General features: G+C 59.5%; 4 protein-coding genes. All 4 read right to left on the bottom strand.

Annotated features, from left to right (window positions below; genetic code table 11):
- Positions 1-3 precede the first annotated feature (3 nt).
- A complete protein-coding gene (locus tag M1R55_RS21955) occupies positions 4-333 on the bottom strand; it encodes a hypothetical protein (protein WP_249395084.1) in 330 nt (109 codons plus the stop codon).
- Positions 333-1,682, bottom strand: coding sequence for a hypothetical protein (locus M1R55_RS21960; RefSeq protein WP_249395318.1), 1,350 nt, complete (start codon positions 1,680-1,682; stop codon positions 333-335). The genes M1R55_RS21955 and M1R55_RS21960 overlap by 1 nt, the downstream gene beginning before the upstream one ends.
- 373 nt (positions 1,683-2,055) lie before the next feature.
- Positions 2,056-3,717 (bottom strand): DUF2357 domain-containing protein, encoded by a 1,662-nt coding sequence (locus tag M1R55_RS21965; protein ID WP_249395085.1) that lies wholly within the window; start codon positions 3,715-3,717, stop codon positions 2,056-2,058.
- The gene (locus M1R55_RS21970) at positions 3,695-7,222 is read right to left on the bottom strand and encodes an AAA family ATPase (protein WP_249395086.1); all 3,528 of its coding nucleotides are present in this window, start codon (positions 7,220-7,222) and stop codon (positions 3,695-3,697) included. The genes M1R55_RS21965 and M1R55_RS21970 overlap by 23 nt, the downstream gene beginning before the upstream one ends.
- Between the last annotated feature and the right edge of the window lie 342 nt (positions 7,223-7,564).

The following is a 7,564-nucleotide window of genomic DNA, read 5'->3' on the forward strand; positions in this document are numbered from 1 at the left end:
GCTTTACTCCTTGCCCATGCGTGAAAAAATGAGTGATAGCACGACCGCAAGCAGCAGGAACGTAACTGTGATGGCCGACATATAGATCAGGTTGAGCGGTTGAAAGAGGAAGTAAACGCTGGCAGCCAGCGCCAATCCCATGATCAGCAAAGACAGCCACATGCCCTGACGGGCGCAGGCCACAGGTGTCTTACGGCCTGCCCCAAAGGTCAAGTGAGCAAATCCGAGGGCTACGACGTACCAGATCAACAAGGTGATGGCTACGGTGACATAAAAATTGGTTTGGCTATAAAGGGGCCAAATCTGGCTCAAAATATTATTGATCGCAATCATTACACTTCTCCTTGGGTCAGGCTCACGGAAACGGTACGGGTGATGTCACGCGGGACGCCACTGGGACCACGTACCTCGCCGTTAAATTCGAGGGGCCAGTCTGGTTGCTCGGCACGCAAAGTCAACAGGGCAAAGTCGCCGGCCACCACACGGCCAGCCACACTGCTCAATCGCAAGTCGTCGTGAACGCCACGCACCTTGATCTCTCGGCCCTGCCGACTCAGCTCGGCGACACGCTCAGGCGGAAATCCCTGTACGGGCACGACGGGAGTATCTCCCTCACTGATATAGCCAGGGCCGGCCAACACACAAAATGCACCTGTTTTGGGCAGGCCAGATACCGAAAAGGTCTGATCGGCCACGCGCAGGGTCGCGCCTCCGCCAGTACCTCCTGCACCGCCTGACAATTTGCGCCATAAGAAAAATCCGCCGCCCAGCAGCAGCAGTCCTATCAACAGAGGGACAGCGTTAAAACCACCTGAGGCAGCTTGTGGGCGACCAGACTCAGTGCGTGCAGCGAGCAGTTCAGTGCGCGTCCCACCGGTGAGGGGAACAGTCGTAAAGGTTTTGGGAGCGAAGACCACGGCCTGCAACTGGCCCTGGATATCGCCGGCAGGATTCGTCACCACATAAGGCACATTTAAAGTGGCTCCGTCCTGCGTGCCTTCTATCCGTGTCCAACGTTCCAGCATGGCCTGATAGCTGGGCGCATTGGATCCCAATAACCGCGCACCTGGAGCACCCACGCTCGCCGCCGTATTGGTCAGGAGAACCAGCACCGCACCTGCGTCCTGGGCAAATTCTGTGGCCAGTTCAGTGACCGCCTGCTCAGTATCGTGTCCCCCAATGCTGCCGACAGCTGGTGTGGTGGGCCACAGAGCCCGAATTCGCTCCTGATCCGCCTCTTTGTCTGTGCCGACCCGCAAGCTCAGACCTTCGGAATTGCGGTAGGGCCATAAGGTCATTTCCCAGGCGCGGGACGTGACCTGATCACCGGAAACCGTTAATCCCTGAACCAGCTGTGTGGCCAACTCGCGCGCAGCCTGGGCACCCAATGGATCGCTTTTGTAATGGCCCGTACTGAAAGCCAATACCAGATGGACGTTGTTGCGCTCAAGGTCACCACCTGCTGCCTCCACAGCACCTTTGACTGCCGCTATGAGTTGTTGTGTGCTGGGCTGCAAACTCGTGCGGCTGAGTTCGGATTTGCCCTGGTTGGATCTCTTGCCAGCATCTGGATTGGCTGGAGCTGTCGACTGTGCTAGAAGCACTTGACGCGGGGGTTCTGGGATCACTTGCCCAGAGGTGTTGCCCAGCAAACCCAGTGTTAAGACCGCTCCTTTGATCATCAAGTTTGGCCTTCGTGGTTTTTTTAACATTAGTTGAAATCTAAAAGGATCTCTTAAGCTCAGCATTACATTTATCATAATGGAACAAGAGAATCTCATTTGCCTCATTTCAGCAATCTGACATTTTTCTGAGGCTTCATGAAGCTTGGGCACGATATGACGAAACTTCCTGAAGGCAAAAAATGAACGGGGAACTGAAATGACCATCAACTGCATGGTCTGCAGCACACTGCCGGTGCCAGAACTTACCAGCACACCGGGGGCTTGTTGGAAGTACGCGATCTGCGGCCCCACCGGGACATTTCCTTAAACGTGCCAGCACATCCACCCATCTGGGTTGCCAGATTGATGATTGTGCAGCAGCCCGTTACGATCAAACCCCACGGGAATCAAACGCGGATTGGTGGCAACTGCTCAGCCTTGGAGCGCCGAGCAGTTGCACGAAGAGTGCCTGCAGTCGTTCGTGCAAGCTCCCAGAATAAGGTGGGCGGGCAGAGATCGCACAAATGCCTGGGCCATAGACTTGATCAGATCCAGGGTACAAAATGCCAGCGAGGCGCACAGCGCGTTGGTCTTCTGGGCCCCGAATGGCATCCCGGTAGGCATGCATCTTATCGATGTCTGCCTTCTTCGGCTGACCTCGGGGCGTGTCATCATCCGAACCGGCGAGACTGCCCTCACTCTCAAGTTTGTATTTCGGATCGAGCACCCACAATTCGGACGCGGCACCAGGCTGGCTCAACTCGATGACGAGATCGGGCCGCTGCTGAAAACTTATGGAGTGCCACTCTTTGCCTGTGGCTGCAAATGTTTTTTCTGACGTGAGCACGACCCGACGACCGTCTCCAGCATGCTCAAACTTGAGCAGCGGCTGTCCGTCCGGCAGAACCCGCAGCAGCAGGGTGCCCGGGTAGGAGACGGAGAGTCGCTCCTCAGTCAGGATAAATCCGGCAGCCGTGCAGGCGTCCGTCAGAGCACGGATCACGTGCAGGGTGCACCACATCTGATAGAGCGCAGGGGTATTTTGCAGGGGTTCGAGCAGACGCGGGTCGTCGAGCGTGACATGCAGGGACCGCTGGAGTTCCAGCAGGGTTTCGAGGGCAGCGCGGTACTCAGGCCGTTTGAGGAGCACCATGGTGAGCCGTGTCGGCGGGCCGGAAAGGTCACGCACTTCCCGGAGGAAAGGCGCTTGGCGAAAGCCTGCATTGACGTCACTGGTTAGTGCTTCAACCGGGGCGAGGAGAGCAGGATTTCGGACGGCAAGGTGACGCAGGACGCGGAGCCGCTGCCCAACCACCTGCACGCAGGTGCGGATCAGGCGATTTTCGTAGACATCAACGTTTGGGCGGACACGCTCATCAGGAAGGTGGGTCGCGCGCCCCCGGCCAGAGAGGTTTGGGGCTCGGGCAAGGGCCTGCACCAGCGCGGCTGGACGCGGGCGCTTGACCAGCTCGCTTCTCACAGACACGGCATACGCCTGCAACACCTCATGGGGACGGTGAGCGACCAGGGGCAGGAGGGCTGCCAGTCCTGGGCGTGTGGCTGTGCCGTTGACCGCCCGTCTCAGGCGCGCGAGTTCCTGCTCAGGCGTGGCCCGCTTGATGGTTGATACGCTCACACCCGCTAGTCCCCCTGCCCGCTTCACACTGAGCGCGACATCGGCCGGGAGGTGCACATGCAGGTCTTCGAGCATGGCGTCATGTCCGCCAAGAGGCAGTTTGCGTGACTCCACGGTAAGAGTCAGGGAAGTGGTGGCTGTGGCACTCCTGATGGTAAGCAGGTAGAGACCTGGGCCGGACATGGGCCACTCCACGGTGACCCGGATCTGGCCACCAAGATGACGCAACGTGACGGGCAGGGCCGCACCATTGCGAGTGACGGTGATGTCCTCCCAGGCACCGAGGGGCAAATCAAGCGTCAGGTAGGCAGCCTCCCACTCTCGAGGTTCGGGAAGAGGAGCTCCACTGGTTTTGAACCAAGTGAGTGACAGCTGGTGGCCGTGTTCCGTCATCTCAGTGGAAACTGACAATGCCATGTTGCGCTCCCAGGTCGCGCATCCGAACGGCCTTGGCGTGGCTCAGTGGCAATGGGCCTTCCGCAAGTTTGACAAACGCCTCCAGGGCACTGAGCATCCGCAGGTCTGTGCCGCGGAGTTTTGGCAGCACCTTCTGAAGCACGGCGTCATCCAGAGCTTCCAGGGCGTCGACCTCAAGGTCAGCGGCGGCCCGCTGGTAGTCGATGATCTCATCCATCACCCGGAAGGCAAACGGCGCGACCGGATGAATGACGTCCCAGATGCCGAGCAGCAGGGCGCTTTGGGCGTGCTCCCACAGGTGGGTGCCGAGCGCTTCCCGTGTAACAGGCAGCTCTATCAGCTGCGCGCGGTCGTAGATCTTGTCGGCGAAGTCGTGCGTGGTCTCATCGACGTTTACGGTGCCGATCACAAACACGTTGGGCCCCAGAAGAGCGCTCAGATCCGGGCTGAGAGTGATTTCGGTCTCCTGACCCCGGGCCCGGAGTTCCATCTTGGACAGGAACTGAGCGAAGTAGTACTCCACACGGGCGAGGTTCATCTCATCGAGAATCAGATGGTACGGCTTCGGCGTGTGGCCTGAGGCTTTGGCCGCGCGGTAGGACTGACCCGCTTCAAGGAGAAAACGGCTGAACGGCGTGTGGTGGTAGTGGCCGCCGTCTAGGGGACTGTAAAATCCGAGGAGATCCTCGTTGCTGGTCCAATTCGGCGCGACAGGAAACACGCCCACTTCCGCATGGGCTGCGCGAGCATAGGCCTCGGCCAGCCAGGTTTTGCCCGTGCCGCTCACGCCGGACAGGATCACGAACCCACGCGTCTGCAGGGCGAGGTGGTAGCGGCGCAGTGTGCGGTCGTCGATGCGCAGGCCACTGGACTGCACGCGCTCGCGGATCAGAGCGAACGGTACGGGTTCATGGTGCAGAGCGTCGCCCAGGCGGAGACGGTACTTGCCGTGTTCAAGCGCCTCAAATTCCTCCGGGTGGGCAGTGAGCAGGCCACCGACCTTGTGCTCGGGATTCAGGTGGGGTTCAAGGAGGCCACCCGACAAGACCTGAGCCGTGATGGTCTGCGGGTGCAGGGGCTCAGGGCTGGCGGCCAGGACACGGCGGATTTCGGTCAACCAGAGCGTGACTTCCAAGAGGCTCTGCACCGCTTCCCACTCTAGCCGCGTGAGTTTGAAGGTTGTCCCTTCCGCCATCTGCATGACGTGCAACTGTGACAGAACAGGGTGCTTGGCGATAACGTCCCTGGCAATGGGTACAGGAAGAAGTCGCGTGATCCGGAGCGGCACAGTGAGGCCACCCTGGTCATCGTTCTCGGGCATGTCCTGCCCCCCAGCCAGTAAATTGAGCTGCCCCTCCACCGGCCCAGCCACTTCCGTCAGCGCCACCACACCGCCATCCGGGCCAGGTGTCCACAGTACCACCGGATCGCCTGGCTGCAGTTCCTGTACGAACCGTGTGACCGGCCACTCCAGGCTCTCGCCAACCTGGGCGGCTTCCAGGCGGGCAGCGATGTCGGAATCTGCTGGATCCATCTGAAAAAGCCATGCCTGGTGAGGGTGGACAATCTGGTTGTAGATCTCCCGGCTCGCTGGAGACAGGTACACTTGACGGACGTTCCCGTTTTTATCGAATGGGCCGTGGTGAGGGATCCGCCATTTCATGTCCAGGGTTTTCAGGGACATGGGCTGCGGAAGAACCGTGTACTCCACCTCAGCCAGATACCCGAAACGCTTTTCAGGAATGGCGTCGGAGATCACCTCGTCCTGCACCTCAATGGGAGGAGCAATGACCACACTGGTCGCCTGAATCGCCTGACCAGCGTAATGCACAATGCGGTCTCCAGGTCTGAGACGAGCGACGTTCTCGTGATGCTGATAGGTTTTTTCACCTTCCTGACTGGCCCAGACATATCCGCCCTTCAGTTCCTCGGTGTACGTGTTGCCCTGGTTGACCCACCAGTAGCCACTGCGGGGCAGCCGGGTATACAAGAACCAGTCCAGTTCGGGAAACGTTTCGGCCCCAACCCGCTCCCTGAGTGTTCTTGCGGAGGTCTGGAAAACCTCCGCTGTAGAGACATCGAACCCGAGAGCAGCGAGCGCATCGCGGGCTGGTCGGTTGTTCAGTGCGAAGGCATCCGGATGGAAGAGCATCGTCAGGCCTGTAGTAATGTTCGGGCCGAAGCCCGGCAGAGCTTCGATCTGGTCGGCTTTTTCATGGGGCAGCAGACTCTCGTCGTTCAGGACACTGACGGCTTGCCGCACCAGGGCTAGTTTCTCGTCGTCTGTGAGTTTGAGGCTGGCGCCGTACACCGCCGCACCGCTGCCCCAGCAGTAATTCCCATGAAGTTCGATCTGGCCCTCTTGCAGAAGGGTCCCGAGCTCGGCCGCACGTTCTGGGGTCAGGTTGTCCGAATACACCTCGCCTTTGATGTTGACGCCGCCCACATTAGCGTTGGCCTCAAAGCGCCAGACGTCCCTGCTGAAAGCTGCCAGCGTGATGGTCTCCGGGTCGCGGAGCTGTTCCCGTATCTGTGCGGCTCGGGTGAGCCTCACCTCACAGCGGAAGGCCTGCACCGGGTCAGACCGGAAGGCCTCATACTCTGCCCGGAGTGGATCCACTGGGGCCACTGCCGACGCCCCTGGGCCCTCCGGGTACTGGTGGCTGAGGATGTACAACGCGCCCTGAAGATCCAGCATGTCCTGCAAAGGGACGCCCTGGGCCTGAAACTCCTTCAGCAGCACCTCGCAGCGGGATACGTAATCCTGAAGGAGATGCCCTGGAGACCGGCGGTCGAGCGGACGATCACTGTATAGCCACATGACGGCTTGTCCACCGAATGAGGGGCGGTAGAACGGATGTCCCACGGGATCCGCAAGGAACAGGAAGTAGCTTGCAATGCTTGCCCGCGTGCCGGTTCCCGCGAACGGTTTTCGGTCGGCTTCTGGAAGATCAGCGGCCACAGGATCCAGAATTGCCCAGAAGTCATTGGCGTGCAATGGGTCAACGGCGTCATGACGCAGCGCGTCGAGCGCTTCGCGGAACATCTGAGCATCGCGGTTCACGAGGGCATTGACGCCGCTGACCGTGCGCCAGCCCAACATGTTCAACTTGTTTCCGGGTTGAACGTTCAGTTTGCCCGTGGCACTGCCCTGGAGAGCAACGCTCAGGCGCAGGTGAATATCTTTTGCACCGCTGAGCTTATAGGCGCGTTCGTTGGTTTCGAGGTTCTGCGCCTGCGTTTTGAGCCATGCGGCGGCCGCTGCAACGCGAGATTCGTTGAGCGGAGGAACGGTGTCTGGTTTCACGCGCAGACACCAGTCACCGTATGTTTCCTCACGGCCATCTGGCAGGGTGTGCAACCAGGCAGATGAGGCAGGCGTTGCGACCTGCAGGATGATTGAGGCCGCGTCGCTCGCCGTCCGGAAGAGCGTGTCCTGTGCAAACTCGAGTTCTCGGTCCGCCACCTCGATGAGCTTGCCTTCCTCCAGCAGACGATCTTTCATCGCCTGTTGCTCCTGAGAGAGCATCGTTATCGAGGAGCGGCGCGCCTCACTCCCCCTTAACACCATGAATCCACCGCTGGCAGGGTGCCCAGTCGCGTGCACATCTTGTCCCTGAAGCTGGAAAACAGGAGGATCGAACTGCGCGTGAGTCATGGGTGCATTAGAACCCACCTGACCGTCAAGGCCTGACGGATGTGGGCGAGAATCACCGCGACATTCAATGACGCTGATCCCATATTAGAAGGCAAAGCCGTTGTGAAAGCGCTTTTTACCAGTCGGGCTCTTAAACTTCAGCTGTTGGGGTTCTCACCGCTTTACTAGCGCCAGCACGACTATTTTGGT

Origin of the sequence: Deinococcus sp. QL22 (assembly GCF_023370075.1) — a bacterium.
In the GTDB taxonomy this organism is placed as follows: domain Bacteria; phylum Deinococcota; class Deinococci; order Deinococcales; family Deinococcaceae; genus Deinococcus.

What these genes read in the sequence shown, in the direction of transcription:
- M1R55_RS21965 (WP_249395085.1), bottom strand. Translation starts at nt 3,717, where the DNA reads ATGGCATTGTCAGTTTCCACTGAGATGACGGAACACGGCCACCAGCTG.
- M1R55_RS21955 (WP_249395084.1), bottom strand. Translation starts at nt 333, where the DNA reads ATGATTGCGATCAATAATATTTTGAGCCAGATTTGGCCCCTTTATAGC.
- M1R55_RS21970 (WP_249395086.1), bottom strand. Translation starts at nt 7,222, where the DNA reads ATGAAAGATCGTCTGCTGGAGGAAGGCAAGCTCATCGAGGTGGCGGAC.
- M1R55_RS21960 (WP_249395318.1), bottom strand. Translation starts at nt 1,682, where the DNA reads ATGATCAAAGGAGCGGTCTTAACACTGGGTTTGCTGGGCAACACCTCT.